This window comes from Pseudomonas sp. CHM02 (assembly GCF_000612585.1).
In the GTDB taxonomy this organism is placed as follows: Bacteria; Pseudomonadota; Gammaproteobacteria; order Pseudomonadales; family Pseudomonadaceae; genus Aquipseudomonas.
Window position 1 is genome coordinate 1 of the sequence record NZ_JFCA01000073.1, and the last position, 26,345, is coordinate 26,345.

General features: G+C 60.4%; 24 protein-coding genes and 1 pseudogene. 17 read left to right on the forward strand and 8 right to left on the reverse strand.

The window, feature by feature from the left end:
- Positions 1-3: 3 nt before the first annotated feature.
- Both BM70_RS0129190 and BM70_RS0129195 read right to left on the reverse strand, forming a co-directional pair.
- Positions 4-642, reverse strand: coding sequence for a TetR/AcrR family transcriptional regulator (locus BM70_RS0129190; protein WP_025859299.1), 639 nt, complete (start codon positions 640-642; stop codon positions 4-6).
- A 277-nt stretch (positions 643-919) separates the two neighbouring features.
- Positions 920-2,296, reverse strand: a complete 1,377-nt coding sequence (locus BM70_RS0129195) for a glutamine synthetase family protein (RefSeq protein WP_003213894.1) — start codon at positions 2,294-2,296, stop codon at positions 920-922.
- 278 nt (positions 2,297-2,574) lie between these two features.
- On the opposite strand from BM70_RS0129195, the gene BM70_RS0129200 reads away from it, so the two are divergent.
- From BM70_RS0129200 to BM70_RS0129235, 8 genes and pseudogenes are all read left to right on the forward strand, one after another.
- Positions 2,575-2,814 carry a hypothetical protein gene (locus BM70_RS0129200; RefSeq protein ID WP_025859300.1) on the forward strand — a complete coding sequence of 80 codons (240 nt, stop codon included), beginning with the start codon at positions 2,575-2,577 and terminating at the stop codon, positions 2,812-2,814.
- A gap of 79 nt (positions 2,815-2,893) precedes the next feature.
- Positions 2,894-4,251 (forward strand): annotated as a pseudogene (locus BM70_RS31685) (glutamine synthetase family protein).
- A gap of 59 nt (positions 4,252-4,310) precedes the next feature.
- A complete protein-coding gene (locus tag BM70_RS0129210; protein ID WP_025859301.1) occupies positions 4,311-5,675 on the forward strand; it encodes an aspartate aminotransferase family protein in 1,365 nt (454 codons plus the stop codon).
- 196 nt (positions 5,676-5,871) lie between these two features.
- The gene (locus BM70_RS0129215; RefSeq protein WP_025859302.1) at positions 5,872-6,966 is read left to right on the forward strand and encodes a polyamine ABC transporter substrate-binding protein; all 1,095 of its coding nucleotides are present in this window, start codon (positions 5,872-5,874) and stop codon (positions 6,964-6,966) included.
- Between the two features lie 180 nt (positions 6,967-7,146).
- Positions 7,147-8,241, forward strand: a complete 1,095-nt coding sequence (locus BM70_RS0129220; protein WP_025859303.1) for a polyamine ABC transporter substrate-binding protein — start codon at positions 7,147-7,149, stop codon at positions 8,239-8,241.
- A 67-nt stretch (positions 8,242-8,308) separates the two neighbouring features.
- The gene (locus BM70_RS0129225) at positions 8,309-9,451 is read left to right on the forward strand and encodes an ABC transporter ATP-binding protein (RefSeq protein ID WP_010207336.1); all 1,143 of its coding nucleotides are present in this window, start codon (positions 8,309-8,311) and stop codon (positions 9,449-9,451) included.
- Positions 9,448-10,368 (forward strand): ABC transporter permease subunit, encoded by a 921-nt coding sequence (locus BM70_RS0129230; protein ID WP_025859304.1) that lies wholly within the window; start codon positions 9,448-9,450, stop codon positions 10,366-10,368. The genes BM70_RS0129225 and BM70_RS0129230 overlap by 4 nt, the downstream gene beginning before the upstream one ends.
- Positions 10,365-11,249: an ABC transporter permease subunit gene (locus BM70_RS0129235; RefSeq protein WP_025859305.1), complete on the forward strand. Its 885-nt coding sequence runs from the start codon at positions 10,365-10,367 to the stop codon at positions 11,247-11,249. The genes BM70_RS0129230 and BM70_RS0129235 overlap by 4 nt, the downstream gene beginning before the upstream one ends.
- A 142-nt stretch (positions 11,250-11,391) precedes the next feature.
- Here the strand turns inward: BM70_RS0129235 and BM70_RS0129240 are convergent, their stop codons facing one another.
- Entirely contained in the window at positions 11,392-12,033 is a 642-nt protein-coding gene (locus tag BM70_RS0129240) for an HD domain-containing protein (protein ID WP_025859306.1), read from the reverse strand.
- Positions 12,034-12,309: 276 nt separating this feature from the next.
- On the opposite strand from BM70_RS0129240, the gene BM70_RS0129245 reads away from it, so the two are divergent.
- Complete coding sequence (locus tag BM70_RS0129245) at positions 12,310-13,275, forward strand: GlxA family transcriptional regulator (RefSeq protein WP_025859307.1); 966 nt, start codon at positions 12,310-12,312, stop codon at positions 13,273-13,275.
- 30 nt (positions 13,276-13,305) lie between these two features.
- Here the strand turns inward: BM70_RS0129245 and BM70_RS0129250 are convergent, their stop codons facing one another.
- Together BM70_RS0129250 and BM70_RS0129255 are read right to left on the reverse strand one after the other, a co-directional pair.
- Positions 13,306-15,669: a penicillin acylase family protein gene (locus tag BM70_RS0129250; RefSeq protein ID WP_025859308.1), complete on the reverse strand. Its 2,364-nt coding sequence runs from the start codon at positions 15,667-15,669 to the stop codon at positions 13,306-13,308.
- Positions 15,670-15,700: 31 nt separating this feature from the next.
- Positions 15,701-16,276 carry a DUF6436 domain-containing protein gene (locus BM70_RS0129255; protein WP_025859309.1) on the reverse strand — a complete coding sequence of 192 codons (576 nt, stop codon included), beginning with the start codon at positions 16,274-16,276 and terminating at the stop codon, positions 15,701-15,703.
- 99 nt (positions 16,277-16,375) lie between these two features.
- Between BM70_RS0129255 and BM70_RS0129260 the strand changes: the two genes are divergently transcribed.
- The gene (locus BM70_RS0129260; protein WP_025859310.1) at positions 16,376-17,317 is read left to right on the forward strand and encodes an alpha/beta hydrolase; all 942 of its coding nucleotides are present in this window, start codon (positions 16,376-16,378) and stop codon (positions 17,315-17,317) included.
- Positions 17,318-17,416: 99 nt separating this feature from the next.
- On the opposite strand, the gene BM70_RS0129265 is transcribed toward BM70_RS0129260, so the two are convergent.
- Positions 17,417-18,169: a DUF2059 domain-containing protein gene (locus tag BM70_RS0129265; protein WP_025859311.1), complete on the reverse strand. Its 753-nt coding sequence runs from the start codon at positions 18,167-18,169 to the stop codon at positions 17,417-17,419.
- Between the two features lie 131 nt (positions 18,170-18,300).
- On the opposite strand from BM70_RS0129265, the gene BM70_RS0129270 reads away from it, so the two are divergent.
- Entirely contained in the window at positions 18,301-18,933 is a 633-nt protein-coding gene (locus BM70_RS0129270; RefSeq protein ID WP_025859312.1) for a 2OG-Fe(II) oxygenase, read from the forward strand.
- 2 nt (positions 18,934-18,935) lie between these two features.
- Positions 18,936-19,418 (forward strand): DUF523 domain-containing protein, encoded by a 483-nt coding sequence (locus tag BM70_RS0129275; protein WP_025859313.1) that lies wholly within the window; start codon positions 18,936-18,938, stop codon positions 19,416-19,418.
- Between the two features lie 79 nt (positions 19,419-19,497).
- Here BM70_RS0129275 and BM70_RS0129280 read toward each other — a convergent pair whose 3' ends face one another.
- Complete coding sequence (locus BM70_RS0129280; RefSeq protein ID WP_025859314.1) at positions 19,498-19,974, reverse strand: transporter substrate-binding domain-containing protein; 477 nt, start codon at positions 19,972-19,974, stop codon at positions 19,498-19,500.
- Between the two features lie 134 nt (positions 19,975-20,108).
- Here BM70_RS0129280 and BM70_RS0129285 point away from each other — a divergent pair, with 134 nt between their 5' ends.
- Positions 20,109-20,549 (forward strand): DUF4399 domain-containing protein, encoded by a 441-nt coding sequence (locus BM70_RS0129285; protein ID WP_025859315.1) that lies wholly within the window; start codon positions 20,109-20,111, stop codon positions 20,547-20,549.
- A 64-nt stretch (positions 20,550-20,613) separates the two neighbouring features.
- Here the strand turns inward: BM70_RS0129285 and serA are convergent, their stop codons facing one another.
- Positions 20,614-21,843, reverse strand: a complete 1,230-nt coding sequence (gene serA, locus BM70_RS0129290) for a phosphoglycerate dehydrogenase (RefSeq protein ID WP_003195214.1) — start codon at positions 21,841-21,843, stop codon at positions 20,614-20,616.
- Between the two features lie 206 nt (positions 21,844-22,049).
- On the opposite strand from serA, the gene BM70_RS0129295 reads away from it, so the two are divergent.
- The 4 genes from BM70_RS0129295 (at position 22,050) to BM70_RS0129310 (ending at position 26,307) form a co-directional block, all read left to right on the forward strand.
- The gene (locus BM70_RS0129295; RefSeq protein WP_025859316.1) at positions 22,050-23,444 is read left to right on the forward strand and encodes an FAD-binding oxidoreductase; all 1,395 of its coding nucleotides are present in this window, start codon (positions 22,050-22,052) and stop codon (positions 23,442-23,444) included.
- 22 nt (positions 23,445-23,466) lie between these two features.
- Positions 23,467-24,132, forward strand: a complete 666-nt coding sequence (locus BM70_RS0129300; RefSeq protein ID WP_025859317.1) for a fumarylacetoacetate hydrolase family protein — start codon at positions 23,467-23,469, stop codon at positions 24,130-24,132.
- 213 nt (positions 24,133-24,345) lie between these two features.
- Positions 24,346-25,272: an SdiA-regulated domain-containing protein gene (locus BM70_RS0129305; RefSeq protein WP_025859318.1), complete on the forward strand. Its 927-nt coding sequence runs from the start codon at positions 24,346-24,348 to the stop codon at positions 25,270-25,272.
- Positions 25,273-25,392: 120 nt separating this feature from the next.
- The gene (locus BM70_RS0129310; RefSeq protein WP_025859319.1) at positions 25,393-26,307 is read left to right on the forward strand and encodes an SdiA-regulated domain-containing protein; all 915 of its coding nucleotides are present in this window, start codon (positions 25,393-25,395) and stop codon (positions 26,305-26,307) included.
- The last annotated feature ends 38 nt before the right edge of the window (positions 26,308-26,345 follow it).

Here is a 26,345-nt window from a genome sequence, read left to right on the forward strand (position 1 = left end):
CTCCTACAGGTTTTTGCGCTTGGGCAGATACGGCGGCAGGTAAAGCCCTACATACGCATCGAACACCCGCATGCCTTCCTCGGCCATGCGAGGAGTTATCTGGCCGTGCTGGTGCACCGAGCGCGCATACACGCGGTCGCTCAGCTCCAACGCCAGGGCAAACACGTCCACGTCGCTGGGCAGTGTCGGCACTTCGAAGTGGCGGTTGAACACTTCCAGCATCAAATCCCCCAATTCCAGATCATGCTGACGATCCGCCTGGGTCACTTCGGTGAGCCCGTGCTGGGCCAGGATCAACTGGCGTGCGGCGGCGTCGTGTTCGTAGATGGTGAGCATGCGTTGCTCGACGATGCAGGACAGGTCACGCCAATGCTTGAGTGACTCGTGCTCGATGGGCGCCTGGATCGCTGCCCGGAAGGCCGCATGGACGTCTGCCGTCAGTGCCTCCAGCAGCGCCGGCACACTGGCGAAGAAGTGATACACCGACGACGGTGGAATCTGCGCACGCTCGGCCACGCTGTAGATCGACAAACTCGCCACGCCTTCGGCGGCCAGCAAGGTGCGGGCGGCGTCGAGAATCGCATCGATCCGGGCCTGGCTGCGGGCACGGGGTTTGCGAGGGGCGGCGGGGCGGGTGGTCATGGACGTCTCCTACAAGGCAGAGCGCATTGTACGCAGAGCCTGGGGAGGATCCATACCTAGGGCGGGGGCTTTTGTGGTGAGCGGGCTTGCTGTGGTGAGCGGGCTTGCCCCGCGCTGGGCTGCGAAGCGGCCCCAATAAAAACGCCGAGTTCTTTCAGAAAGAACCCGGCGTCCGGATGTAGGGCTGCTGCGCAGCCCGGCGCGGGGCAAGCCCGCTCACCACAGCAAGCCTGCTCACCAGAGCAAGCCGGCTCACCCCATTTACGGCAGCAACCATTTAGACGGTATGCAGGTACCAGTTGTACTCAAGGTCGGAGATGGAGTGTTCGAACTCTTCCAGCTCACTTTCCTTACAGGCGACGAAGATATCGATGTATTTAGGATCGATGTACTTGGCCATCACCTCGCTGTCGTCCAACTCGCGCAATGCATCACGCAGGTTGTTCGGCAGGCTTTGCTCGTTCTGCTCGTAGCTGTTGCCTTCCACCGGTGCGCCAGGCTCGATCTTGTTGGTCAGGCCGTGGTGCACGCCTGCCAGGACCGAAGCCATCAGCAGGTAAGGGTTGGCGTCGGCGCCGGCCACGCGGTGCTCGATACGTACGGCATCGGACGAGCCGGTCGGTACGCGAATCGCCACGGTGCGGTTGTCCAGGCCCCAGCACGGCGAGTTCGGCACGTAGAACTGTGCGCCGAAACGACGGTAGGAGTTCACGTTAGGGCACAGGAACGCCATTTGGGCGGGTAGGGTCTCGAGCACACCGCCGATCGCATGACGCAATGCGGCGTTCTGCTCGGGATCCTCGCTGGCAAAGATGTTCTTGCCGTCTTTGTCCAGGATCGAAATGTGTACATGCAAACCGTTGCCTGCCTGGCCTGGGTAAGGCTTGGCCATGAAGGTGGTGTCCATCTCATGGTCGTAGGCGATGTTCTTGATCAGGCGCTTGAGCAGTACGGCGTAGTCGCAAGCCTTGATCGGGTCGGCGACGTGGTGCAGGTTCACTTCGAACTGTGCCGGGGCACTTTCCTTGACGATGGCATCGGCCGGGATGCCTTGCTCTTTTGCACCTTCCAGGATGTCCTGGAGGCAGTCGACGTATTCGTCGAGGTCGTCGATCAGGTAGACCTGTGTCGAATGCGGGCGTTTGCCTGAAATCGGCGAGCGGGGCGGTTGTGGGCGGCCGTTCACATTCTCCTGGTCGATCAGGTAGAACTCAAGCTCGAAGGCGGCGCAGATGGTCAGACCGAGGTCGTCAAATTTGCTTACAACTTGGCGGAGCACTTCGCGCGGATCGGCGAAGAAAGGTTCACCTTCAAGTTCGTGCATGGTCATCAGCAGTTGCGCGGTAGGGCGCTTTTGCCAGGGTTCATTGCACAGGGTGTCGGGGATTGGATAACAGATTCGGTCAGCATCACCGATGTCCAGGCCCAGGCCGGTGCTTTCCACCGTAGAGCCGTTGATATCCAGGGCAAATAAAGAGGCAGGCAGGTTAATGCCCTTCTCGTAAACCTTGTGGAGGCTGGTGCGTTCGATGCGCTTGCCGCGCACCACACCATTCATATCCGCAATTAGAAGGTCTACGTACAGAACCTCAGGATGATCCTTAAGGAACGCGTTCGCTTCGTTAAGCTGAACGGCACGCGGGGGTACCGACATGATGCAACACCTTTGTTGTTAAAAATATCAATCATTGATCTTTTCTGGTTTCAGTCAACCCGAACGGCATGCCGAAGTCAAGCGAGGCCTTTTTTGCCCTAAAAAAGCGCCACGAAGGCTTTTTTGGGGCTTTTTGGGGCGGTTTTTTGGGTTTGAAGGGCTTGGGACTAGCAGGCTTGAGCGGGCCGTGTTGTATTTTTTACGGGGGTGTTGTGTAAAAAAATGAACAAGGCTAAGCTCGATTCAAACCCATAACAGCAATAATACCGGGGTGCTTCATGTTTTTCCTGCCGCCCAACGGCGTCTTGGCCTGCTTCAGCCAGGCTGTGTCACCCGTACATTCCTCATGCGTGATCGCTCGCACCCCGGCCAATATTCTTGACGCCCGGTCCGACCTCTTTTTTGCCTCCTCGCTTGCCTCCGAACGGCGCCTGCCCAGCGTGCTGCTCAAGATTGCGCACAACTTTGGCGTGAGGAATGCAACGCAGCAGCAAATGGCAGGTAAGCTCCTACCCTGAACGAAAAAACGACGCGGATGCTGCGTCAACCAACGCCTGGCCTTTAACGGATGCCAGGAAACCCAGCCCAGAGGCACTTATGAGTAACAACCTCGACCAGCTCACCGATTGGTTGAAAGACCACAAGATCACAGAAGTCGAATGCATGATTGGCGACCTCACCGGCATCACCCGGGGCAAGATTTCGCCGACCAACAAGTTCATCGCCGAAAAAGGCATGCGCCTGCCCGAGAGCGTTCTGTTGCAGACCGTGACCGGCGACTATGTCGAAGACGACATCTATTACGAATTGCTCGACCCGGCCGACATCGACATGATCTGCCGTCCCGACCAGAACGCCGTATTCCTGTGCCTTGGGCCATTGAGCCGACCGCCCAGGTGATCCACGACACCTACGACAAGCAAGGCAACCCGATCGAGCTGTCGCCGCGCAACGTGCTCAAGAAAGTCCTCAAGCTCTATGCCGACAAAGGCTGGCAGCCCATCGTGGCGCCGGAGATGGAGTTCTACCTGACCAAACGCTGCGAAGACCCGGACTTCCCGCTGCAACCGCCGATCGGTCGTTCCGGTCGCCCGGAAACCGGTCGCCAGTCCTTCTCTATAGAAGCGGCCAACGAATTCGACCCGTTGTTCGAAGACGTCTACGACTGGTGCGAGCTGCAGGAGCTGGACCTCGATACCCTGATCCACGAAGACGGCACGGCGCAGATGGAAATCAACTTCCGTCACGGCGACGCATTGTCCCTGGCCGACCAGATCCTGGTGTTCAAGCGCACCATGCGTGAAGCCGCGCTCAAGCACGATGTGGCCGCCACCTTCATGGCCAAGCCCATGACCGGCGAGCCTGGCAGCGCGATGCACCTGCACCAGAGCATCATCGACATCGCTACCGGCAAGAACGTCTTCTCCAATGAAGACGGGACCATGAGCCAGCTGTTCCTCAACCACATTGGCGGCCTGCAGAAATTCATCCCTGAACTGCTGCCATTGTTTGCCCCCAACGTGAACTCGTTTCGCCGCTTCCTGCCCGACACCTCGGCGCCGGTCAACGTGGAATGGGGCGAAGAAAACCGCACCGTCGGCCTGCGTGTACCGGATGCCGGCCCGCAGAACCGCCGTGTCGAAAACCGCCTGCCGGGTGCCGACGCCAACCCGTACCTGGCGATTGCCGCCAGCCTGCTGTGTGGCTACATCGGCATGGTCGAAGGCCATAACCCGAGCGCGCCAGTGGTGGGGCGTGGTTACGAGCGGCGCAACCTGCGCCTGCCGTTGACCATCGAAGACGCCCTGGAGCGCATGGAAAACAGCAAGACCATCGAGAAATACCTGGGTCAGAAATTCATCACAGGCTACGTCGCGGTCAAGCGGGCCGAGCATGAAAACTTCAAGCGCGTGATCAGTTCGTGGGAGCGGGAATTCCTGCTCTTCGCCGTCTGATGCGCCGGGCGCGCCGGTTGAAACGGCGCGCCCTTCACTGAAAAGTCTAGGAGATTGGTATGTCCAGCAACAACCCGCAAACCCGTGAATGGCAAGCCTTGAGCAGCGATCACCACCTGGCGCCGTTCAGCGACTTCAAGCAATTGAAAGAGAAAGGCCCACGGATCATCACCAAAGCCCACGGCGTTTACCTGTGGGACAGCGAAGGCAACAAGATCCTCGACGGCATGGCCGGCCTGTGGTGCGTGGCGATCGGTTACGGTCGCGATGAACTGGCCGACGCCGCCGCCAAGCAGATGAAAGAACTGCCCTACTACAACCTGTTCTTCCAGACCGCTCACCCACCGGTGCTGGAACTGGCCAAGGCCATTTCCGACATCGCGCCTGCCGGCATGAACCATGTGTTCTTCACCGGTTCCGGCTCCGAAGGCAACGACACCATGTTGCGCATGGTTCGCCACTACTGGGCGATCAAGGGCCAGCCGAACAAGAAAACCATCATCAGCCGCAAGAATGGCTACCACGGCTCCACCGTAGCCGGCGCCAGCCTGGGCGGCATGACCTATATGCACGAGCAGGGCGACTTGCCGATCCCGGGCATCACCCACATCGCCCAGCCGTACTGGTTTGGTGAAGGCGGCGACATGAGCCCCGAAGAATTCGGCGTGCGGGCAGCCAACCAGTTGGAAGAGAAGATCCTGGAACTGGGCGTGGACAACGTCGGTGCCTTTATTGCCGAGCCGATCCAGGGTGCCGGTGGCGTGATCGTGCCGCCCGCCACCTACTGGCCGCGCATCAAGGAAATCCTCGCCAAGTACGACATTCTGTTTATCGCCGACGAAGTGATCTGCGGTTTCGGCCGTACCGGTGAGTGGTTCGGTAGTGATTTCTACGACCTCAAGCCGCACATGATGACCATTGCCAAGGGCCTCACCTCCGGTTACATCCCGATGGGTGGCCTGATCGTGCGCGATGAAGTGGTGGAAGTCCTCAATGAAGGGGGTGATTTCAACCACGGCTTCACGTACTCCGGTCACCCGGTAGCCGCGGCGGTGGCGCTGGAAAACATCCGCATCATGCGCGATGAACAAATTGTTAAGCGTGTGCACGATGAAACGGCACCTTATTTGCAGAAACGTCTGAGGGAGCTGGCTGATCACCCTCTGGTGGGTGAAGTGCGTGGTGTCGGCATGCTCGGTGCGATCGAACTGGTCCAGGACAAGGCAACGCGCAAGCGTTACGAAGGCAAGGGCGTGGGCATGATCTGCCGCACCTTCTGCTTCGAGAATGGCCTGATCATGCGCGCCGTGGGCGACACCATGATCATTTCGCCGCCGCTGGTGATCAGCAAGGCTGAAATCGACGAGCTGGTCACCAAGGCTCGGCAGTGCCTGGACCTGACTTTGGCGGCATTGCAGGGCTAAGTGCTAGGCTCAGGACGCAGCGGCTTTCGGGCGCCGCGTTCCGAGCCGTTATAAATGAGGCTTTGGTTGAAAGCCGGCCTCGGAACTTGCCAGACTGTCGCCCTGTTTTGTTGCCCTTTGGCTGGGCCTCGAAACATATAAAGCTTGTGGCCCAAAAAAGAAAAAATTGGAGCATCACCAAATGAAGGCATTAGGTTTGAAGAACGCTGGCAAGACCCTCCTCGCCTTGTCCCTGATGGGCGCAATGGCGGGCGCGGCCCAGGCAGACGATAAAGTGCTGCACGTCTACAACTGGTCCGACTACATTGCACCGGACACCATCGCCAACTTTGAAAAAGAGTCGGGCATCAAGGTGGTGTACGACGTGTTCGACAGTAACGAAACCCTGGAAGCCAAGTTGCTGGCCGGCAAGTCCGGTTACGACATCGTCGTACCGTCGAACAACTTCCTCGCCAAGCAGATCAAGGCCGGTGTCTACCAGGAGCTGGACAAGTCCAAGCTGTCCAACTACGACAACCTGAACAAATCCCTGCTCAAGGCCGTGTCGGTCAGCGACCCGGACAACAAGCACGCTTTCCCGTACATGTGGGGTTCGATCGGCATCGGCTATAACCCGGAGAAGGTCAAGGCTGCGCTGGGCGTGGACAAGATCGATTCCTGGGATGTGCTGCTCAAGCCCGAGAACATCGCCAAGCTGAAAAGCTGCGGCGTGAGCTTCCTCGACTCGCCAACCGAAATGCTGCCGGTGGCGTTGCACTACCTGGGCCTGCCGACCGACACCCAGAAGAAAGCCGACCTCAAGCAAGCCGAAGACCTGTTCTTGAAACTGCGTCCTTCGATCGGCTACTTCCACTCGTCCAAGTACATCTCCGACTTGGCCAACGGCAACATCTGCGTCGCCGTGGGTTACTCGGGTGACATTGAACAGGCCAAATCCCGCGCGGCTGAAGCCGGTGGCAAGGTCAAGGTGGCCTACGACATTCCGAAAGAAGGTGCTGGCAGCTTCTTCGACATGGTCGCCATCCCTAAAGATGCCGAGAACGTCGACGCGGCCTACAAGTTCATGAACTACCTGCTCAAGCCAGAAGTCATGGCCGGGATCACCAACAGCGTGCACTTCCCGAACGGTAACGAGAAGGCCACCGCACTGGTCGACAAGGAAATCACCAGCGACCCAGGCATCTACCCGCCAGCGGATGTGCAAGCCAAGCTGTACGCCATCGCGGACTTGCCGGCTGCCACCCAGCGTGAAATGACACGCAGCTGGACCAAGATCAAGTCGGGCAAATAAGCCTTAACCCTGTGGGAGGGGGAAATGTGGTGAGCGGGCTTGCCCCTCACCACAGCAAGCGCCCTCCCACAAATTAAATGACAGAAAGTTTTGCCGGATCGGTTTATCGAGGGTAAGTTGCGCGCCGGTTTTGTTGCCGGGCAACAACTTCAAGGCCCAACTATTTAAGAGGACCTCCACTTGCCAATTTCTTTATTTCGCAAAGCCATGCTGGTGGGTGCAGGTATCACGTTGGCCGCCAGCGTGCAGGCTGCACCGACTGTGCATATTTATAATTGGTCGGATTACATCGGCACCGACACCCTGGCCAACTTCGAAAAGGCCAGCGGCATCAAGCCCGTGTATGACGTGTTTGACTCCAACGAAACCCTGGAAGGCAAACTGCTGGCCGGTCGTACCGGTTACGACGTGGTGGTGCCGTCCAACCACTTCCTCGGCAAGCAGATCAAGGCCGGGGCGTTCCAGAAAATCGACAAGTCGTTGCTGACCCACTACGCCAACCTCGATCCGGTGCTGCTCAAGCGCCTGGAAAAGAACGACCCGGGCAACCAGTACGCCGTACCGTATCTGTGGGGCACCAATGGCATTGGTTACAACGTCGATAAAGTGAAGGAAGTGCTGGGCATCGACCATATCGATTCCTGGGCCGTGCTGTTCGAGCCGGAAAACATGAAGAAGCTGGCTACCTGTGGTGTGTCGTTCATGGATTCGGCGGATGAGATGTTGCCGGCGGTGCTCAATTACATGGGACTGAACCCCAATAGCGAGAACCCCGAAGACTACAAGAAGGCCGAAGCCAAGCTGCTCAAAGTGCGGCCCTACGTGACCTACTTCCATTCTTCCAAATACATCTCGGACCTGGCCAACGGCAACATCTGCGTGGCGGCAGGCTTCTCTGGCGATGTGTTCCAGGCCAAGGCCCGTGCGGCTGAAGCTGGCAAAGGCGTGAACATCGCCTACGCGATTCCGAAAGAAGGCGGCAACCTGTGGTTCGATGTGCTGGCCATCCCCAAGGATGCGACCAACGTCAAAGAGGCCCACGCCTTCATCAACTATTTGCTGCAACCTGAGGTGATCGCTCAGGTCAGTGATTACGTCGGTTATGCCAACCCTAACCCAGGGGCGGACAAACTGATGAAGCAATCGATACGCACGGACGAAGCGGTTTACCCACCGCAGGCGGTACTCGACAGGACATTCGTCAACTTCGAGCTACCCCCGAAAGTGCAACGTTTGATGACCCGTAGCTGGACCAAGGTCAAGACGGGCAAGTAAGGCTCAAACTATCCAAGGCAGGCCCGCATTGGGTCCGCTGCACTCTTTTTTTCTGGGAGTTTCGTAAATGGCAGTTGCCTCCGGCGCCTATAAGAAAGCCCTCGAGGGCGACCAGACACCGAAAAAGGTGCTGGTCAAAATCGACCGGGTCACGAAGAAGTTCGACGAGACGATTGCCGTGGACGATGTGTCCCTGGAAATCAAGAAAGGCGAGATCTTCGCCTTGCTCGGCGGTTCGGGTTCGGGCAAGTCCACCTTGCTGCGCATGCTCGCAGGTTTCGAGCGTCCGACTGAAGGTCGCATTTACCTCGACGGCGAGGACATCACCGACATGCCGCCGTACGAGCGGCCGATCAACATGATGTTCCAGTCCTACGCCTTGTTCCCGCACATGACTGTGGCGCAGAACATCGCGTTCGGCCTGCAGCAGGACAAGATCCCCAAGGCCGAGATCGATGCCCGCGTGGCCGAGATGCTCAAGCTGGTGCAGATGAGCCAGTACGCCAAGCGCAAGCCGCACCAGTTGTCGGGTGGCCAGCGTCAGCGAGTGGCGTTGGCGCGTTCCCTGGCCAAGCGCCCGAAACTGCTGCTGCTCGATGAGCCGATGGGTGCCCTCGACAAGAAGCTGCGTTCGCAGATGCAACTGGAGTTGGTGGAGATCATCGAGCGCGTAGGCGTGACCTGCGTGATGGTGACCCACGACCAGGAAGAGGCCATGACCATGGCCGAGCGCATCGCGATCATGCACCTGGGCTGGATCGCCCAGATCGGCAGTCCGATCGACATCTACGAAACGCCCACCAGCCGCCTGGTGTGCGAGTTCATCGGCAACGTCAACATCTTCGATACCCAAGTGGTCGATGACGCCGAAGGCCACGCGGTGCTCAAGTGCCCGGACCTGGACCGCGACATCTATGTGGGCTACGGCATCGCCACCTCGGTGGAAGACAAGTCGGTGACCTACGCCATCCGCCCGGAAAAGCTGCTGGTCACCACCGAAATGCCGACCTGCGAGCACAACTGGTCCAGCGGCAAGGTGCACGACATCGCTTACCTGGGCGGCCACTCGGTGTTCTACGTGGAGTTGCCGAGCGGCAAGCTGGTGCAGTCCTTCGTCGCCAACGCCGAACGCCGTGGCCAGCGACCGACCTGGGGTGACCAGGTCTACGTATGGTGGGAAGACGACAGCGGCGTGGTACTTCGCTCATGAACACGAGGAAACTGAAGCGGCGGCTGCAACGCATCGTCCCCAGTGGCAAACAAGTGGTCATCGGGATTCCGTTCCTCTGGTTGTTCCTGTTCTTCGCCTTGCCGTTCTTTATCGTACTGAAGATCAGCTTTGCCGAAGCCGACGTGGCGATTCCGCCGTACACCGAGATCTACACCTTCGTTGAGCAGAAACTGCAGTTGGTGCTCAACCTGGCCAACTACGCAATGCTCGGCGACGACGAGTTGTACATCGCCGCGTACCTGGGCTCGCTGAAAATGGCGTTCTTCAGCACGTTGCTGTGCCTGCTGATCGGCTATCCGATGGCCTATGCCATTGCGACTGCACGCAAAGAGATGCAGACCGTGCTGGTGCTGCTGATCATGATGCCGACCTGGACCGCGATCCTGATCCGTGTGTATGCGTGGATGGGCATTCTCAGCAACAACGGCTTGCTCAACGGCTTCCTGATGTCCATCGGGTTGATCAACGAGCCGCTGCAGATCCTCAACACCAACATCGCGGTGTATATCGGCGTGGTCTATTCGTACCTGCCGTTCATGATCCTGCCGCTGTACGCCAACCTGGTGAAGCACGACCAGAGCCTGCTGGAAGCCGCGTCGGACCTGGGTTCGAGCACCTTCAACAGCTTCTGGAAGATCACCGTGCCGCTGTCCAAGAACGGCATCATCGCCGGCTGCATGCTGGTGTTTATCCCGGTGGTGGGCGAGTTCGTGATCCCGGAACTGCTCGGCGGCCCGGAAACCCTGATGATCGGTAAAGTGTTGTGGCAAGAATTCTTCAACAACCGTGATTGGCCGGTGGCTTCTGCCTTGGCGGTGGTGATGCTGGCGATCCTGATCGTGCCGATCATTCTGTTCAACCGCAGCCAAGCCAAAGAGATGGAGGGCAAGATATGAAGCGCTTCAGATTCTCCAGCTTTATGCTGGTGGCGGGGTTGTTGTTCATCTACCTGCCAATGCTGATCCTGGTGATCTACTCGTTCAACGAATCCAAGCTGGTAACGGTGTGGGGCGGTTGGTCGGTCAAGTGGTACGTAGGCCTGTTGGACAACACCCAGTTGATGGGCTCGGTGGCCCGCTCCCTGGAAATCGCCTGCTACACGGCGGTGGCCGCGGTGGCATTGGGTACGTTGGCAGCCTTCGTGCTGACGCGTATCAGCCAGTTCAAGGGCCGTACGCTGTTCGGTGGCCTGGTGACCGCGCCATTGGTGATGCCGGAAGTGATCACCGGTCTGTCGCTGTTGCTGCTGTTCGTGGCCATGGCCCAGATGATCGGCTGGCCCCAGGAGCGTGGCATCGTCACCATCTGGATCGCCCACACCACCTTCTGTGCGGCGTATGTGGCGGTGGTGGTGTCGGCGCGCTTGCGTGAGTTGGACCTGTCGATCGAAGAAGCCGCAATGGACCTGGGCGCGCGGCCGTGGAAGGTGTTCTTCCTGATCACCATCCCGATGATCGCGCCATCGTTGGCGGCGGGCGGCATGATGTCGTTCGCGCTGTCGCTGGATGACCTGGTACTGGCGAGTTTCGTGTCGGGCCCTGGGTCGACGACCTTGCCGATGGAAGTGTTCTCGGCGGTGCGTTTAGGGGTTAAACCCGAGATCAACGCCGTGGCCAGTCTGATCCTGTTGGCGGTGTCGCTGGTGACCTTCCTCGTGTGGTTCTTCAGCCGCCGTGCCGAAGAGATGCGCAAGAAGGCGATCCAGCAAGCCATCGAAGAAGCGGCGGCGGACGGCTGGCAACAGCCCGACAAGCGCCGCGCGCCTGCACCGGTCTAACTGGCGCAACGCGGTTAAAAAATGTGGGAGCTGGCTTGCCTGCGATAGCGGTGTATCAGTCGACAGATGAGTCGACTGGCACGGCCTCATCGCAGGCAAGCCAGCTCCCACAGTGGTTTTGTGGCGTTTATAAGGTTGTGTTTCAGGCAACCCACGGCGACTTGCGGATCACCTCCACAAAGTTCATCGGCTTGAACCCTGGCTCCTGATCCACCAGCACATCCGTCTTCACGTTGCCGAACGTGGTCTGCGGGCGATGGCGCAAGCCGTCGGCAAACGCGCAGATGATGCACTCCTTGAACCCTTCGCCGCGTGGATGCGCATGCACCACGGCTTCGCGCTGCACAGTGCTGAATGCGGCGTAGTCCATGCCCAACACGTCCATTTCGACACCCGCGGTCACCAGTGCAACGGTTGGGCGCAGGTGCTGGGGCACGCCCGGCGTGGTGTGCAGGGCGATGGACAGCCACACCTGTTCGATATCGTCATCGCTCAGCCCGTAAGGCTTGAGGAAGGCGGCGGCCGCGTTGGCGCCGTCGACTTCGAAACGTTCGTTGTCACTGCGATGGCCTTCGACCAAGCCCAAGTCATGGAACATCGCGCCGACGTAGAGCAGTTCCGGGTTGTACGCGAGTTGCTTGCGCTCACCGCTCAAGGCGCCGAACAGGAATACCCGGCGGGAGTGGTGGTAAAGCAGGTCGGATTCGATGTCGCGGATGTATTCGGTGGTGGCCTTGGCCAGGGCGCTGTCCGGGATCTTGATGCCGGCGATGGTGGTGCTCATGGTCGTTCTCCTCAAGAAAGCGCCTGGGGTGGCGCCGAGGTGTCCAGTCTGGTCGCGCGCCCGCGAAGGGGCTATCGCGTTGAGGGAGCGATGTCGGCCAATGTGCTGCCATATCACGCCAAGGGTGTACTCGGTCAAATGTGGGAGCTGGCTTGTCGGATCACCGCACCGCTGAGATATCATCACCTCGGTATACCTGATGGACCGAGTCGCTTGCATCGCAGGCAAGCCAGCTCCCACAGGGTTTTGCGTTCGCCCGGACATAAAGGTCTACCCATGCAAAAAACCGTCGCCATCCTGATCTTCCCCGGCGTCCAGTCACTGGACGTGACCGGCCCCATGGACGTGTTCTGCGAAGCCAACCGTTTTCTGTCGCCGCAGGATCACTACCAACTGGAAGTCATCGGTTTGGGGCACTGCAACATGGCGGCTTCCAACGGCCTTTCTTTGCAGGCCCACCGGCATTACAGCGAAGCCCTGCAAGCCTATGACCTGCTGCTGGTCGCCGGCGGCCCGCAGCTACCCTTCGAAGACTTCGGCGCTCAGTTCGATGATTGGCTGCGTGGCGCCACTGCACGTGCACAGCGCTTCGGCTCGATCTGCAACGGCGCCTTCATGCTGGCCCGGGCCGGGCTGCTGGACGGGAAAACCGTCACCACCCATTGGAACGATGCCGCTGGCTTGGCACGTCTGTGCCCCACCGCCCAGGTCGAAGCCGATCGTCTCTATGTGCAGGACGGCAACCTCTACACCTCGGCCGGGGTCACGGCAGGCATCGATCTGTCGTTGTATCTGCTGGCCCAGGATCACGGCCCGGAAGTCGCCTTGAGCGTGGCCAAGCGCCTGGTGGTGTTCACCCAGCGTTCGGGCGGGCAGTCGCAGTTCAGCCCGTTTCTCACGCCCCACGCCGAGACCACGTCAGCAGTGGCGCTGGTGCAGTTGTACGTCTTGGCGAACCTGACCGGCGACCTGACCATTGCCGACCTGGCCAAGGCGGCCAATATGAGTGCACGCAATTTCTCCCGGGTGTTTGCCCGCGAGGCGCGGATCACGCCGGCAGAGTTTGTCGAGCGCGCGCGGGTGGACGCGGCGCGGGTCATGCTCGAAAGCAGCCCCGCACCGCTCAAGACCGTGGCCTATCAATGCGGGTTTCGCGATGCCCAGCACATGCGCAGTGTGTTCAACCGCCGGCTGGGCGTGACGCCGCAGCAGTTCAGGCTCAATTTTGCGGCGCCGGTGTAGGCGCGAGCAAGCTCGCTCCTGCAGAACGGGTTACTGCGGTGCGCGTGCGGGCAGCAGCTTCAGCGTGCCACGCGTGTTAGCCGTCACTTCCTCATCGGTGAAGTGCGCCTGTTCGTAGCCGCCTTCGATGTAGGTTTCCGCCTGGTCGGCGTAGTGCTGGTCAAACGGTACACCACTTTGCCCGACCGGGTTGATGGTCAGCGCGTGAGCCACGTCGGCGAAGTCGATCAGACGGCGAGTAGACGGCCCATAGGTGACGGGCCACGGCGCCGGGCCGATGTTGGCGGACTGGTTGTTCGGCACTTCATGGGTGCCGGGCGCCGGGAACGGGCCGACATTGACGATCAGGTCCAGTGGCTTCTGCGAGCCCAGCGGGTGGCTATGGGTCAAGGTGTGGGCCTTGCCCCACTGCCATTGGCTTGGGTCATCACCGAAGGTGGCCTTGAGGTGCGCAAGGCTGTTGTCCCAGGCGAGCTTGACGGTGGCGGCGCGCTTGCCGTCCCACCATGGCGAGTCCGGCGTGGCGGCCAGGCGTGGCAGGGCGGCGTCAATCACACGGGTGCCGAGCAGAGTCTTGAACATCCCATCACCCAGCTTCGGGTGGAAGGTGGCGTCGGCCAGGTTGAACAGGAGCTGGTTGAACAGTGTGGCGCTGGTGGAATCCAGTGGGTAGTCGCCTTTCCAGGTGGCCAGTTGTTCCACCAGTTTCAATTGCGCCGGGTCCTTGACCTCCTCACGCAGCACCGGCAACAGCGGCGCCAGCAGGCGCGGGCCGAAGGCGGTGGTGGTGCCCAGCTGCAAGGCCTGGCTGTTGTTCACGTCCCACTTCACGCTCTTGTCGCTCAGTTGCGCGTTGAGCTGCTGGCCACGGTCGGCCAGGTTGTAATAGCCGGGGATCTCCATGCCGGTGGGCGACACGGGCTGGGCGTTGGCCGATACCACATAACCGCGCACCGGGTTCTCTTCCTGGGGGTTGGCGCTGAAGGGGTGGAAGCCCAGCTTGTCGGCCTGGGCGCTGCTGCCATCGAGAATGAACCCGGCGTTGACCCCGGCCGGGCGGATCGGCAATTGCGCCGCTGCCCACCAGCCGATATCACCCTTGGCGTTGGCCCACACGATATTCAGGCCCGGCGCGGAGACCTTGGCTGCCGCTGCGCGCGCCTTGACCAATGTGTCGGCGCGGTTGAGCTGGTAGAAGCCTTCGAGGATCGGGTTCTGGGTGTCGAGAAATGCCCACCACATGGCAATCGGTGTCTTGCCGGCGTTTTCGCCCAGCACGTCATTGATGATCGGGCCGTGGGGCGACTGGCGCAGGGTCAACGTCACTGGCGCCTGGCCCTTCACCGCAATCTGTTGCTCGGTGCTGGTCATGTCGACCCACTGGCCGTGGTACCAGACCTGGTTGGGGTTATCCGGGTTGACCTTCTCGGCGATGAGGTCGAGGTCGTCGTTCTGGAACATGGTCAGGCTCCAGCCGAAATCCAGGTTGTGCCCAAGGAACGCCACCGGCACCAGTGCATTGTGGTAGCCGTACAGCTCAAACCCCGGCGCCGACAGCTGCGCTTCGTACCATACCGATGGCACCGAGAAACGGATGTGCGGGTCACCGGCCAGCAGCGGTTTGCCGCTCTTGGTGCGGTTGCCGCTGATGGCCCAGGCGTTGCTGCCTTCGAATTGCGGCAGGCCATTGTCGGCCAGGGCCTGTTCGCTGAGGGAGGCGATGGCGCCGAGGGTCTGCCAATCGCTGGCTGCCAGGTTGAGGGCGCCCTTGGGCTGCCAGTCGAGGTCGAAGACTTTCAGGTAGTCGCTGCCCAACTGGTCGCGTACGTAAGTCAGCAAAGGCTCGGTACGAAACGCGGCGGCAAAGCTGTAGGCCATATACCCGGCGACACTGATGGTGTCTTCGGCGGTAAACGGCCGCTTGGGGATGCCCAGCACGTCGAATTCCATCGGGCGGGCGTGGCTGTCCTGATACTGGTTGATCCCGTCCAGATAGGCTTGCAGGGCCTTCCAGTGTGCCGACTCATGGTCCAGCTGCGCCACATAGGTGGCCGCGCGGTCGCGGATGCGCAGGCTGCGGAACAGCTTGTCAGTCTCCAGCACCTTGGGGCCCAGCACCTCGGCCAGCTCGCCACGGGCCAGGCGGCGCATGATTTCCATCTGGAACAGGCGGTCCTGGGCATGCACATAGCCCAGGGCGCGATACAGGTCGGTTTCGTTCTCGGCACGAATGTGCGGCACGCCACGGTCGTCGTAGCGCACCGTGACCGAGCCTTGCAGGTTGGCCAGTGTCACCGTGCCCTGGGGGGTGGGTTGCTTGCTGTAGATGTATGCGCCTGCGCCAAGGGCGACCAGCACCACCAGAACCGCGAGAACCTGCAAGACGCGCTTCATGAACATTCCTTACCAAGAGTGGGGTGGCGAGTTACGAGCCTTTTGGCCACGAACAATAGCAGCCCACCGCCAGGGTGTGCGTGGCATTCACCGCGCGCCCCGTTTCAAGGGCCTTCAAGATTGGCTCGATAAAGCTGTTACTGGAATTGCACGTGAGGCCTTCGCTGTAGGGCCCGAAATACGCAAGCTTGCCGCTGCGGTCCCAGATGCCCACGGCCGGGCTGGCCGGCACCTGTTCTGCGCCGGGCAGGCTGGTGAGCGTTTTCATACTGCGCAGGTTGTCGGGCAGTTGGCCGTGGCTGCCAGGCTTTTGCAGGGCGTAGAACTCGACGCCTTGGGGCGCGTAGTGCTCGATCAACTCGCCCAGGTGCTGCTGGTTGCCGACGTTGCAGGGGCAGGCCGGGTCCCAGAAGTGCACCAGGCGGATCGGACCGGGGCCGGCGAGGTCGGCAGGCAGTGTCAATGGGTCACCGGAAAACACCGCTGTGTGTTCGCTGAAGGCGCGCAGGTAGCGGCCCTGGAACCAGTCATACGCCGCCCACAGCACGCCGGCGCAGATAACCAGGAGCAGGCTGGCGAACAAGGCGGTGCGGTAGGACTGTCGCATTCAGATGTATCCTCGAAGGTCGCGTAGCTTGCCATGCTTGTCCTGACAGATGAATATCGCAGCTCGATATTCATCTTCGCCGTCAGTCTGGAACCCTTTATGCCTGTCACCTTTGACCCCGATCATCTGCGCGAAAGCTTGCGGCCCCTGGTGGATGCGCAACCGCTCAGCGCCGAGGCTCGGGTCTACCAGCGTTTCTACGGGCTGGACCTGGCGGCGCGTAAAACCCCGGTGGTGAGCCGCCTGGGTCGCTTCGAGGTGGAGGGGTTCGAGGTGGTCGCGCAGGTGTGGTGGCCGCCCGTACCGGTGGCGACGATGTTCATGTTCCACGGCTTCTACGACCATATGGGCTTGTATCGCCATGTGGTGGACTGGGCGTTGGACCAAGGCTTCGTGGTGATCGCCTGCGATTTACCGGGGCATGGCCTGTCCAGCGGCGTGCGCGCCAGCATCGATGATTTTGCGGTGTACCAGCGTGTGGTGCAGGCGTTGTTTGCCCAGGCCCAGGCGCTGCAATTGCCACAACCCTGGCACCTGTTCGGGCAAAGCACCGGCGGGGCGGTTGTAGTGGACCACCTGCTCAACCATGGCGTCGACAGCCCGGCCCAGGGCAAGACCTTTCTGCTTTCACCCTTGGTGCGGCCACGGGCGTGGGGCTGGTCGCAAGTCAGTTATTACTTGCTGCGCCCGTTCGTCAAAGGCATCGCGCGGCGGTTCAGCGAGAACACCAACGATCCTGCGTTCAAACCCTTCCTGGAGGCCGACCCGCTGCAGCCACGCCAACTGCCCACCGCCTGGGTGGGCGCCCTGGCGCGCTGGATCAAACGCATCGAAGCCGCACCGCGCAGCCCGCGGCGGCCGGTGATCGTGCAGGGAGAGGAAGACATGACAGTGGACTGGCAGCACAACCTGCAGGTGCTACGGAGCAAGTTCGACCAGCCCGAGGTGTTGATGCTGCCGCGTGGCAGGCACCATTTGGCGAATGAGATTCCCGAGATTCGCCAGCAGTACTTCAACTATCTCACCCACCACCTGAGCTGATACCACCCACCGTAGGAGCCGGCTTGCCGGCGATGGCGGCATTGGATTTGTCGTAGGGCTTGAAGCCGCCATCGCTGGCAAGCCAGCTCCTACAAGGGGTCAGGGGGCGAGGCTTGAGGTGCTTTGGCCGACCGCCAAGCCGGCGCGAATGGCTGCGAGGGCCGCCTGGTAATACGCCTTGCCCTCCGGCGATTCGGCAAACGTAGCGAATTCTTCCAGCTCCGGGTCGGACAAATCCCGATAGACGTAAAGCAACGTGTTGTTCAGATCCTTGTCGATCTGCTGCATCAGCCGCTCGCGCTGGCCATTCAACATGCCCTGGGCCTGACCGCCGCCCAACAGGCCAGGGATCATCTGGCTCAGGCTGTCAGCCGCCACACCGGCAATCGCCAGGCTGACTTCCGCACCGGCTTCGCGGGCGGGCAGCGCCTGGGCCAGGTGGCCGATGATCAGGCTGCGGGTGGCGTCGGCTTCGATTTTCGGCAGGCCGTTGGCGTTTTTCGCCAGTTGATCACGGCGGGTGGCCAGCAACTCGGCGGCAACAATCTTGCGGCCCAGGGGCGATTGGAAAAACGCCAGGGCGGGTTTCGGGTCCGCCAGGTTCTTGCGCAATTGCGCTTCAGCGCGCTGGTCCACGGCCTGGGCGGCAAAGCGTTTATTGCTGTTGTCCACCAGCGCCTGGTAAACCGCTGGCGGCAGGCTGTTGCGGTAGCGTTGCTGGGCGGCACTGAGGGCGTCATTGAAATGCGCACGTTGTTCGGCCCAGCCGGCGACCTTGTACAACTGGTCATGGCCGTCTGCCCAGGCGGGCAAAACGCAGAACATCAGCAAGGAAAAAAACAAACGACGCATATGGACTCCTGTCAGTCGGCCACTATTGTCCGTGTCGGGCGTAGGATTTGTCGAGAAGTCCTATCAGTCACCTGACTAAAGTGTATTCAGACGCTCGGCGGCTCTGTCGGATTCACAGGCGTATGGATACTATGCGCGCCATGCAAATACCCCTCGATCACCCCTTGCTGCAACGTATTGTCGACGACCTGGCCGAAAAGGGCTGGTCCCGGCAGGACGGCTTCCTGCCCCAGGCTCTGACCCTGGAACTGGCGGCTGAGTGCCATAAACGTGCAGCCGAGGGTGAACTGGCTCCGGCAGCGGTGGGACGCGGCCCGTCCCAGGAGATTCGAGAGGGCATTCGCGGTGACCACATCCAGTGGCTGGAAGAGGGCGATGCGGCGGTCTGCGACACCTATATGGCGTTGATGGACAGCCTGCGCCTGGCCATGAACCGCAGCCTGTTCCTGGGCCTGGAAGATTTCGAAAGCCACTTCGCGATGTACCCGCCAGGGGCGTTCTACCTCAAGCACCTGGACCGTTTCCGCGACGATGACCGACGCATGGTCTCGGCGGTGATCTACTTGAACGACGCCTGGTTGCCCGAGCATGGCGGCCAGTTGCGCATGTACCTCAAGGACGGCGTCGAATACGATGTGGTGCCCACCGGCGGTTGCCTGGTGGTGTTCCTGTCGGGCGAAGTGCCCCACGAAGTCCTGCCCGCTACGCGCGAACGCCTGTCCCTCACCGGCTGGTTTCGCCGGCGGGGCAACGAGCCGTTTTAAGTATGCAAAAGATTCTGATCAGCCGCTGTCTGCTTGGGCACAAGGTGCGCTACGACGGTGGGGCCAGCGGGCCGTTCGACCAATTGGCCGCCTGGCAGGCCGAGGGGCGTGTGGTTGCGATCTGCCCGGAAGTGTCGGGTGGTTTGCCGACGCCGCGACCAGCGGCGGAGATTCCGGGCGGGCAGGGCGTGGATGTGTGGGAGGGTCGCGCCCAGGTGCTCACGGCCGAGGGCGAGGACTTCAGCGCTGCGTTCCTCGACGGTGCGCGCCAGGCCCTGGCGCTGGTGCAGCGCCACGACATCCGCATCGCCGTGCTCAAGGCCAATAGCCCGTCCTGTGGCAACCGGCTGACCTACGACGGCACGTTCAGCGGCGTGAAGGTCAGCGGCGAGGGCGTGACGGCGACGCTGCTCAGGCAGCATGGGGTGCTGGTGTTCAGTGAGCTTGAGTTACCCGAAGCTGCCCAGGCGCTGAAGCACCTGTAGGCGCCGGCAAGCCGGCGATCGCAATCTTCCCGCCACCTGATTTGTCGCTGATTCACCGCTATCGCCGGCAAGCCGGCTCCTACAGTTCGGGTTCCAGCCATTTATTGGTCAGCGCCTTCAAGCGCCCATCGGCCTTCACGCGCTGCAATGCCTTGTCCAAACTCGCCTTGAACGCCGGATTACCCTTCTGGAACGGGATCGCCAGTTCCGGCTTGTCGTTGTAAGCCTCACTGAAATCGAACCGATCCTGCAGCTCGGCAGTCATAGCGATATGGTTGATGGCTACGTCGTACTTGCCGGTTTCCACGCCTGGCAGCAGGTCGGTGTCATCGGTGGTGATGAACGAGGGGCGCACGTCCATCTCCTTGGCCAGTTGCTCGCCCAGTTCCACTTCAAAGCCGGTGAGCTTGTCGCCTTCCTTGAAGTTGAACGGCGGGGTGTTGGCTTCGAGAGCGATGCGCAGTTCGCCGCGGTCGAACACATCATCGATCAGTTCTGCGTGAGCCAGCGGGCTCAGAAGAGGAAGCAAAAGTAACAGGCCAGGCGAAAAGCGCATGGTCACTCCTAGAGAATTCGAATGTGCGAGGCGCCGTTCAGCATCGCTTTGCTATGGTGTTGAGTGCCTTGGACAGCAATTTGTCGCGAAGTTGTCATAACCCTACAGATTTCATAGAAAAACTGGAGAAGCGAATGAACGCCTTTTTGTCCCGTGCCACCCTGGCCTCCCTGATGCTGGGTGCTTCGATGTTGGCCACTGCTGCGGACGGTATCCCGCGCAGCGCTCCACCTGCAGATGCCAAAGTATTTATCGTCTCGCCAAAAGACGGCGCCACGGTCGATAAAACCTTCACCGTGAAGTTCGGCATGGAAGGCTTGAAACTGGCCCCGGCCACCAGCCAGGACCCAGGCACCGGTCACCATCATCTGCTGATCGACCAGAAAGAACTGCCTGACGCCAGCGTGCCGATCCCGGCCACCGACACTGTCATCCATTACGGCAAGGCCCAGACCGAAACCGAACTGACCCTCACCCCAGGCAAGCACACCCTGCAACTGGTGGCCGGCGACAAACTGCACATGCAGTTCAACCCGACTGTAGCCTCTAAAGTGATCACGGTTAACGTCAAATAAGATTTGTTCAGATGTAAAAAAGGGAGCCCCGAGGGGCTCCCTTTCTCGTGGTGCAGTTGAAACCTTAGAACAACACGCGGCTACGGATAGTGCCGTTGATGTGCTGCAGCTTCTCTTGCGCCAGGTCCGAGTACTCGGCGTCGACGTCGATCACCACGTAGCCGACCTTCTCGTTGGTCTGCAGGAACTGACCGGAGATGTTGATGCCGTTTTCCGCGAAGACCTTGTTGATCTCCATCATCACGCCAGGGATGTTCTGGTGGATGTGCAGCAGACGGTGCTTGCCAGGGTGAGCCGGCAGGGCCACTTCCGGGAAGTTCACGGACGACACCGACGTACCGTTGTCGCTGTACTTGACCAGCTTCTCCGACACTTCCAGGCCGATGTTGGCCTGGGCTTCAGCGGTGGAACCGCCGATGTGCGGGGTCAGGATCACGTTGTCCAGGCCACGCAGCGGGCTTTCGAAGATGTCGTCGTTGGAGCGTGGCTCCACCGGGAACACGTCGATGGCGGCGCCGATCAGGTGCTTGTCCTTGATCGCGTCGGCCAGGGCGTCCAACTCGACCACGGTGCCGCGCGCTGCGTTGATCAGGATGCCGCCTTTCTTGATGGCGCGGATTTCCTTCTCGCCGATCATCCACTGGGTCTCAGCGGTTTCCGGAACGTGCAGGGTCACGATGTCGGACATGCCCAGCAGCTCGGTCAGGCTGGCCACTTGCGTTGCGTTGCCCAATGGCAGCTTGGTCAGGGTGTCATAGAAGAACACCTGCATGCCCAGCCCTTCAGCCAGGACCGACAGCTGAGTACCGATCGAACCATAACCAACGATACCCAGCTTCTTGCCGCGGATTTCGAAGGAGTTGGCCGCGCTTTTGATCCAGCCGCCACGGTGGCAGGAAGCGTTCTTCTCTGGAATGCCGCGCAGCAACAGGATCGCCTCGGCCAGCACCAGCTCCGCCACGGAACGGGTGTTGGAGTACGGTGCGTTGAACACCGCGATGCCGCGCTCGCGCGCTGCGTTGAGGTCGACCTGGTTGGTGCCGATGCAGAAACAGCCGACCGCCACGAGTTTCTTGGCGTGGTCGAAGATCTCTTCAGTCAGCTGAGTGCGGGAGCGAATGCCGATAAAGTGCGCGTCGGCGATCTTTTCCTTGAGCTGGGCTTCCGGCAGAGAACTGGTGATGTACTCAATGCTGGTGTACCCGGCGGCTTTCAGAACGTCGACAGCCGATGGGTGGACGCCTTCCAGAAGAAGGAACTTGATCTTGCTCTTATCGAGAGAAGTCTTGCTCATCTGCGTAAACCTGTATCCCGGAGAAAAATGGCAGGGAATCGAGCAGCACAGAGCTGACCCGGACGGCAGGAAAGCCGTCACCGCAGAAACGCCCTTGGGCTCTGTCCTGCGGGGGCGGTATGCTAGCATACGCGCCCCGCTAAACACCTATTCCTGCGACGTGAAGCGTTCTCAGGATGACCATGAATTGTTCGAGAGTTCTGTCGATGACCCATCCTGCCCTGATTGATGAGCTAAAGACCCTGGTTGAGCCCGGCAAAGTGCTGACCGATGCAGACTCCCTGGAGGCTTACGGCAAGGATTGGACCAAGCACTTCGCCCCCGCGCCGACCGCCATCGTCTTCCCCAAGACCATCGAGCAGGTCCAGGCCATTGTGCGTTGGGCCAATACCCACAAGGTGGCGTTGGTGCCATCGGGCGGGCGTACTGGCTTGTCGGCCGCTGCTGTGGCGGCGAATGGCGAAGTGGTGGTGTCGTTCGATTATATGAACCAGATTCTCGACGTGAACCTCACCGACCGCACCGCCGTGTGCCAGCCGGGTGTGGTCACCAAGCAGTTGCAGAATGTCGCCGAAGAAAAAGGCCTGTACTACCCGGTGGACTTCGCGTCGTCCGGTTCCAGCCAGATTGGCGGCAATATCGGCACCAATGCCGGCGGGATCAAGGTCATTCGCTACGGCATGACCCGCAACTGGGTGGCGGGCATGAAAGTCGTCACCGGCAAGGGCGACGTGCTGGAGTTGAACCGCGACCTGATCAAGAACGCTACGGGCTACGACATGCGTCAGCTGTTCATCGGCGCCGAAGGCACCCTGGGCTTTGTGGTCGAAGCCACGATGCGCCTGGACCGTGCGCCGAAAAACCTCACCGCGATGGTGCTGGGCACTACCGACTTTGATTCGATCATGCCGGTATTGCACGCCTTCCAAAGCAAACTGGACCTGACCGCCTTCGAATTCTTCTCCGACAAGGCCCTGGCCAAGGTCATGGGCCGTGGCGACGTGCCGGCGCCGTTCGAAACCGAGTGCCCGTTCTACGCGCTGCTGGAGTTCGAAGCCACCACCGAAGAGGTCGCCAACCACGCGCTGGAAACCTTCGAGCACTGCGTCGAGCAAGGCTGGGTGCTGGACGGCGTGATGAGCCAAAGCGAAACCCAACTGCACAACCTATGGAAACTGCGCGAGTACATCTCCGAGACCATTTCCCACTGGACCCCGTACAAGAACGACATCTCGGTCACCGTCTCCAAAGTGCCGGCATTCTTGAAGGAAATCGATGCGATCGTCGGCGAACACTACCCGGACTTCGAAATCGTCTGGTTCGGCCACATCGGCGACGGCAACCTGCACTTGAACATCCTCAAGCCGGAAAACCTGAGCAAGGACGAGTTCTTCGCCAAGTGCGCCACCGTGAACAAGTGGGTGTTTGAAACCGTCGAGAAGTACAACGGTTCGATCTCGGCTGAACACGGTGTGGGCATGACCAAGCGGGACTACCTGACCTACAGCCGCTCGCCGGTTGAAATCGAATACATGAAGGCAGTGAAAGCCGTGTTCGACCCGAACGGGATCATGAACCCCGGCAAGATCTTCGCTGTTTAACCGCCCCTGAAGGAGTCGTTCCATGAGCTACCAGCACAAGTATGTCGACGGCACCAACATTCACTTTCCGGTCGGCAAAGTGGTGTGTATCGGGCGTAACTACGCCGAGCATGCCAAGGAACTGGACAACCCGGTGCCGACCGAGCCATTGCTGTTCATCAAGCCGGGCAGTTGCGTGGTGCCGCTGGAAGGCGGTTTCAGCATTCCGACCGAGCGCGGTTCGGTGCACTACGAGGCGGAAATCGCGGTATTGATCGGCAAACCGCTGTCGACCAAGCCCAGCCGTGAAGAAGTCCTGGACGCCATCTCCGGTTTCGCCCCGGCCCTGGACCTGACCCTGCGCGACAAGCAGGCCGAGCTGAAAGCCAAGGGCCTGCCGTGGGAAATCGCCAAGTCGTTCGACGGCGCGGCGGTGATTGCACCGTTCGTGGTGGGCAGCACCTTTGCTGACGTCACCGATATCGGCATTCGCCTGACCATCAATGGTGAAGTGCGCCAGGACGGTAACAGCGCGCAAATGCTCAACCCGATCATCCCGATGATCCAGCACATGGCCGGCTGCTTCTCGCTGCAAGCCGGCGACGTGATCCTCACCGGTACCCCGGCGGGCGTAGGCCCATTGAATGTCGGTGATGAGCTGGTGCTGGAACTGTCGAACGTGAGCCGTTTCGACAGCAGCGTGCGCTGAGCTTGCCCTTGTAGGAGCCGGCTTGCTGGCGATGGGATCACTGCGGTGCAACTGGCACACCCAGTCGATCCCATCGCCGGCAAGCCGGCTCCTACAGGTCATTCGCTTTTTGCATTTTTTTCACACGCCATCCGGATAATCCTCAGCCTCCAGCGCACTGGCCCTGTGTTCCTGTGCTATCACCTAACGCTGACTTTCCGGAAAAAGCGCCCAATGGTCGTGCCCCTGCCTACCGTCACCCCCAAGCCGCGTTCCCGTTTTGCCCTGCGCTGGTATTCCTGGCTGTTCCTCGTCGGCGCCATTGTGTATGGCATTGCCTGGGCCATGCATTGGGATGATCGCGGCGTGTTGTGGGTGCTGGAGCGTTTCGAGACGCCCGCCGAACGCCAGGAAAGCGTGTGGCTGCCGGACTATCACGCGGTCATCGATGCCAAGTTGCTACCGGGCATGGAGAAGGACGAAGCCTCTGACCTGGCCTACAACCCCCAGACCAGGACCCTGTTCTCGGTCATGGGTAAAAACCCGTTCCTCGTCGAACTGACCCTGCAAGGCGATGTGCTGCGCAAGATGCCGCTCAATGGCTGGAACAACCCGGAAGGGCTGACGGTGATGGAGAACGGCCTGATGGCCGTGGTCGATGAGCGCCAGCACAGCCTGACCATCGTCAAGGTCGACGCCGCTACCACCGCGCTGAACAAGGCTGACTTCCCGAGCTATGACCTGGGCCCGTCCAAGGACCAGAACAAAGCCTTTGAAGCGATCACCTGGGACTCGCGCAACCAGCAGTTGGTACTGGGCGAAGAGCGTCCTCCGGCATTGTTTACCTGGAAAAGCGACGGCAGCCAGGCCTTGGCGGGTAACAAGGTAAAAGTGGCCAACAGCGAGCTGGACATGCGCAACCTCTCCGCCTTGGCGGTCGACCCGCGCACCGGGCATCTGCTGGCGTTGTCGGCTGACTCCCATCTGTTGCTGGAGCTGGACGAGAAGGGCGAGCAAGTCAGCTTCATGACCTTGCTTGGCGGCTTCAATGGCCTGAAAGACACGATTCCCCGTGCTGAAGGGGTGACTATGGACGAGGACGGCACGCTGTACATGGTCAGTGAGCCCAACCTGTTCTATCGTTTCGAAAAACAGAAGTAGCACACCGATTACGTCGCAAATGTCTCTGTGAGCGGCATTCGCCAGACATCAGGGCGCGTTTAAGTTTAAATTCAGACAGGCGTGATATTCATTCGCCACTTTTGACTTTGAGCCCGCCCGATGCGACGACTAGCCCGCCCCAAACCCCTCTTCTTCATGCTTGCACTGACCGCCCTGGTCAGCGCCGGGGTCGTTGCACAACATTTTCGCCTGTTCGAGCGCGCCTGGTTTAACTGGCAGGCGTGGCGCCAGCCGACCAATGAGCGTTCCATCGGCCTGGCGGATTACCGCGTGGCGCTGGAGGCTCAGGTCATCGAGGGCCTTGATGACGATGTGTCGGCCCTGACCTACGACCCCGTGCGCAAAAGCCTCTTTACCGTCACCAATAAAAACGCCGAACTGGTCGAGCTGTCGTTGGAGGGCAAGATCCTGCGGCGTATTCCCCTGGTCGGTTTCGGCGACGCCGAAGCCGTGGAGTTCATCAGTGACAACATTTATGTCATCAGCGATGAGCGCCAGCAGCGGCTGATCAAGGTGCACGTGGACGACGACACCCAATTCCTCGACGCCGCCGATGCGGAGCAGATGACCCTGGGCCTGCATGTCGGTGGCAACAAGGGGTTTGAAGGCCTGGCCTATGACTCGGTGGGTAAGCGCTTGTTCGTGGCCAAGGAGCGCGACCCGATGCTGATCTACGAGGTGCACGGCTTCCCGCATTTCAAACCGGAAAAAACCTACTCGGTGCACGTGATCAACAACCCCAAGCGTGATGCCGGCTTGTTTGTGCGCGATTTGTCGAGCCTGCAATACGATGAGCGCAGCGGTCATCTGCTGGCGCTGTCGGACGAGTCGTTCCTGGTGCTGGAACTGGATATCGACGGTCGTCCGTTGAGCAGTCTGTCACTGCTGAACGGGCGCCATGGCCTGACGAAGCGGGTGCCGCAGGCCGAGGGGATCGCCATGGATGACGAGGGCACGTTGTACCTCGTCAGCGAGCCGAACCTGTTCTACGTCTTCAAGAAAACCCATCCCTGAATGCCCTCTGTAGGAGCCGGCTTGCCGGCGATGGCGAT

Bases quoted from the DNA above. Each gene is read 5' to 3' on its own strand.
- BM70_RS0129190 (WP_025859299.1), bottom strand. From the start codon at position 642: ATGACCACCCGCCCCGCCGCCCCTCGCAAACCCCGTGCCCGCAGCCAG.
- BM70_RS0129195 (WP_003213894.1), bottom strand. From the start codon at position 2,296: ATGTCGGTACCCCCGCGTGCCGTTCAGCTTAACGAAGCGAACGCGTTC.
- BM70_RS0129200 (WP_025859300.1), top strand. From the start codon at position 2,575: ATGTTTTTCCTGCCGCCCAACGGCGTCTTGGCCTGCTTCAGCCAGGCT.
- BM70_RS0129210 (WP_025859301.1), top strand. From the start codon at position 4,311: ATGTCCAGCAACAACCCGCAAACCCGTGAATGGCAAGCCTTGAGCAGC.
- BM70_RS0129225 (WP_010207336.1), top strand. From the start codon at position 8,309: ATGGCAGTTGCCTCCGGCGCCTATAAGAAAGCCCTCGAGGGCGACCAG.
- BM70_RS0129230 (WP_025859304.1), top strand. From the start codon at position 9,448: ATGAACACGAGGAAACTGAAGCGGCGGCTGCAACGCATCGTCCCCAGT.
- BM70_RS0129235 (WP_025859305.1), top strand. From the start codon at position 10,365: ATGAAGCGCTTCAGATTCTCCAGCTTTATGCTGGTGGCGGGGTTGTTG.
- BM70_RS0129240 (WP_025859306.1), bottom strand. From the start codon at position 12,033: ATGAGCACCACCATCGCCGGCATCAAGATCCCGGACAGCGCCCTGGCC.
- BM70_RS0129245 (WP_025859307.1), top strand. From the start codon at position 12,310: ATGCAAAAAACCGTCGCCATCCTGATCTTCCCCGGCGTCCAGTCACTG.
- BM70_RS0129250 (WP_025859308.1), bottom strand. From the start codon at position 15,669: ATGAAGCGCGTCTTGCAGGTTCTCGCGGTTCTGGTGGTGCTGGTCGCC.
- BM70_RS0129255 (WP_025859309.1), bottom strand. From the start codon at position 16,276: ATGCGACAGTCCTACCGCACCGCCTTGTTCGCCAGCCTGCTCCTGGTT.
- BM70_RS0129260 (WP_025859310.1), top strand. From the start codon at position 16,376: ATGCCTGTCACCTTTGACCCCGATCATCTGCGCGAAAGCTTGCGGCCC.
- BM70_RS0129265 (WP_025859311.1), bottom strand. From the start codon at position 18,169: ATGCGTCGTTTGTTTTTTTCCTTGCTGATGTTCTGCGTTTTGCCCGCC.
- BM70_RS0129270 (WP_025859312.1), top strand. From the start codon at position 18,301: ATGCGCGCCATGCAAATACCCCTCGATCACCCCTTGCTGCAACGTATT.
- BM70_RS0129275 (WP_025859313.1), top strand. From the start codon at position 18,936: ATGCAAAAGATTCTGATCAGCCGCTGTCTGCTTGGGCACAAGGTGCGC.
- BM70_RS0129280 (WP_025859314.1), bottom strand. From the start codon at position 19,974: ATGCGCTTTTCGCCTGGCCTGTTACTTTTGCTTCCTCTTCTGAGCCCG.
- BM70_RS0129285 (WP_025859315.1), top strand. From the start codon at position 20,109: ATGAACGCCTTTTTGTCCCGTGCCACCCTGGCCTCCCTGATGCTGGGT.
- serA (WP_003195214.1), bottom strand. From the start codon at position 21,843: ATGAGCAAGACTTCTCTCGATAAGAGCAAGATCAAGTTCCTTCTTCTG.
- BM70_RS0129295 (WP_025859316.1), top strand. From the start codon at position 22,050: ATGACCCATCCTGCCCTGATTGATGAGCTAAAGACCCTGGTTGAGCCC.
- BM70_RS0129300 (WP_025859317.1), top strand. From the start codon at position 23,467: ATGAGCTACCAGCACAAGTATGTCGACGGCACCAACATTCACTTTCCG.
- BM70_RS0129305 (WP_025859318.1), top strand. From the start codon at position 24,346: ATGGTCGTGCCCCTGCCTACCGTCACCCCCAAGCCGCGTTCCCGTTTT.
- BM70_RS0129310 (WP_025859319.1), top strand. From the start codon at position 25,393: ATGCGACGACTAGCCCGCCCCAAACCCCTCTTCTTCATGCTTGCACTG.